The organism is Streptosporangium nondiastaticum, assembly GCF_003011965.1.
Lineage (GTDB): Bacteria > Actinomycetota > Actinomycetes > Streptomycetales > Streptomycetaceae > Streptomyces > Streptomyces nondiastaticus.
Window position 1 is genome coordinate 1 of the sequence record NZ_PXWG01000277.1, and the last position, 2,706, is coordinate 2,706.

General features: G+C 73.5%; 2 protein-coding genes and 1 pseudogene. All 3 read right to left on the bottom strand.

Annotated features, from left to right (window positions below; translation table 11 throughout):
* Window positions 1-1,044: pseudogene (locus B7P34_RS35630) on the bottom strand (hypothetical protein); the annotation flags it as partial.
* 172 nt (window positions 1,045-1,216) lie between these two features.
* Window positions 1,217-1,903 (bottom strand): response regulator, encoded by a 687-nt coding sequence (locus B7P34_RS35635; RefSeq protein WP_030368719.1) that lies wholly within the window; start codon window positions 1,901-1,903, stop codon window positions 1,217-1,219.
* A gap of 266 nt (window positions 1,904-2,169) precedes the next feature.
* Window positions 2,170-2,706: response regulator (locus tag B7P34_RS35640; protein ID WP_223268592.1), on the bottom strand; the 537-nt coding region annotated here is incomplete at its 5' end.

A 2,706-nucleotide genomic window follows, 5' to 3' on the forward strand; every position in this document is an offset into this window, starting at 1 on the left:
GGCGGCCGCGGCCGCCATGTCCACGGCGTCGGGCTCGCGGCCGGACGGGGGCTCCACGGGCCCGCCGGCCTGCCGCCGCGGCTTGCGCCGCTTGCCGAGCGCTTCTTCCTCCGCCCGCTCCGGGTCGAGGGCCTCGCCGGTGGTGCGTCGCGTCGCAGCGCGGCGGGGGCGCGCGGGGGGCTCCTCGCGCCAGTCGTCGGCGTAGTCCGCCCCGTAACCGGCGGCGTCCTCCCCCTCGTACTCGCCGGGGAGGGGCTCGATGATCCCGAGACGTATGCCCAGCTGCCGCAGCCGGCGCGGGACGGCGTTGACCGGGGTGGCCGTGACGACCAGCAGCCCGAAGATGGTGAGCAGCACCAGCAGCGGTACGGCGAGGACCTCGCCGACCGTGTACACCAGCGGCTTGGACGCGGCCCAGCCGATCAGCCCGCCCGCGTCCTGCAGGGCCTGCGAGCCGTCGCCGCGGCCCGGGGAGCCGCAGGCCACGTGGACCTGCCCGAGGACGCCGACGACCAGCGCGGACAGGCCGATGACGATCCGTCCGTTGGCCTCGGGACGCTCGGGGTGACGGAAGAGCCGGACCGCGATGATGCCGAGGAGTATCGGCACGACGAGGTCGAGCCGCCCGAACGCGCCGGTGACGAGCATGGTCACCAGATCGCCGACCGGGCCCTCCAGGCTGGACCACGTGCCCGCGGCCACGATCAGGGCGATGCCCAGCAGGAGCAGCGCGAGGCCGTCCTTGCGGTGGGCCGGGTCGAGGCCCCGCGCGCCGCGGCCGACGCCGCGGAAGAGGGCGCCCACGCCGTGCGCAACGCCCCGCCCCACGCGGCGGACGCCGCCGGGAGGAGCGGGCGCGCGCTTGGGGGCCCGCTTGGCCGCGGCCTTCTTCGCGGGCGCCTTGCGGGGCGGCGCCTTCTTGGCGGGCGCCCGGCCCGCGGGCCTGGGCTGGGACTTCTTGGCAGCGCTCCCCGAGCGCCCGGCACGCTGCTTCGAGGTGCCCGCCGCGCTCTGGGAACCCTTGCCGGACGTACGTGAGGCCATGGTGCCGAGATTACCGTTGCCGGGCGCGAGGGACACCCGCGCCCCGGCGTTCACCCGTTCGGGTAAGGGCCCCGTGATTCCAAGGGTGACGCGGCGTCAAAGGACCGGCCGGAGACCGGAAGCCGCAGGCCGTGAGCCGGCGGCCGGGACAGAGCCGGGACGGGCGGAAGGGTCAGCTGGAGGCGGGCAGCGGGCTCGCCCCGCTCCCGGCCCCGGGCTCCAGGGCGTCCAGCGCCCGCCGCAGCCCGGTGAGTTTGCGCTCCAGGTGGGCGGCGGTGGCGACCGCCGCGGCATCGGCGGACTCGTCCAGCTGCTTGGTGAGCGCCTCGGCCTGCTCCTCGACGGCGGCGAGCCGCGCGGACAGCTCGGCGAGCAGCCCCGCCGGCTCCTGGGCCGCGGCCGCGCCCGTACGCCCCGACTGGCCGTTCTCCAGCTGCAGCCGCAACAGGGCCGCCTGCTCGCGCAGCTGGCAGTTCTTCATGTACAGCTCGACGAAGACCGAGACCTTGGCGCGCAGCACCCACGGGTCGAAGGGCTTGGAGATGTAGTCCACCGCGCCCGCCGCGTAGCCGCGGAAGGTGTGGTGCGGGCCGTGGTTGATGGCGGTCAGGAAGATGATGGGGATGTCCCGCGTGCGCTCCCGCCGCTTGATGTGCGCCGCGGTCTCGAAACCGTCCATGCCAGGCATCTGGACGTCCAGCAGGATCACCGCGAAATCGTCCGTCAGCAGCGCTTTGAGCGCTTCCTCCCCTGACGATGCCCGTACCAGTGTCTGATCGAGCGCCGAGAGGATCGCCTCCAGCGCCAGCAGATTTTCCGGCCGGTCATCGACCAGGAGGATCTTGGCCTTCTGCACCATGGCCCGTCCTCCTCGCCCCGGCAGTGCACCGGGCGCCGCCCCAGGGGACGACTCCCTTGCGCCGCCCGTCCTTGTGCCGGTCATGGTAGCCGCACCCCGCCGGTCGCCACACCCTGTCACCGCGATGTCACTGTGCACGTAGCAGAAACGTAGTGGGGGACCAGAAGGTTCCCCGATTCCCCGGTCCCCACACGTCCTCGCGCACACTCGGTCAGCAGTCGCCCGGAAGCCGGCCGCGGAGCCCGCACGGGGCCCGCGGCCGGGCGTCACTCGGCGCGCATCCACTGCTCCATCACCGTGAGCAGGTGATCGGTGTCGACCGGCTTGGTGACGTAGTCGGAGGCTCCGGCGTCCAGGCTCTTCTCGCGGTCGCCCTTCATCGCCTTGGCGGTCAGCGCGATGATGGGCAGCCCCGCGAACTGCGGCATCCTGCGGATGGCGGCCGTCGTGGCATAGCCGTCCATCTCCGGCATCATGATGTCCATCAGGACCACCACGACGTCGTCGTGCTGCTCCAGGACCTCGATCCCCTCGCGCCCGTTCTCGGCGTAGAGCACCGACAGCCCGTGCTGCTCCAGGACGCTCGTGAGGGCGAACACATTGCGGATGTCGTCGTCGACGATCAGCACCTTCTCGCCGTGGAAGCCTCCGCCGAACCCGGAGCCGAAGCCCTTGGCCGTCGGTTGCTCTGCGTCACCGAAGGGCTCCGTCGGCCAGGGCTCGCCGCCCTGCGGGGCCGCCGGGGAGCGGTCCGCGGGAGCGGCCGGAGCGGGCCACTGCGCGGCGGCCTGCGCGGCCCGCTG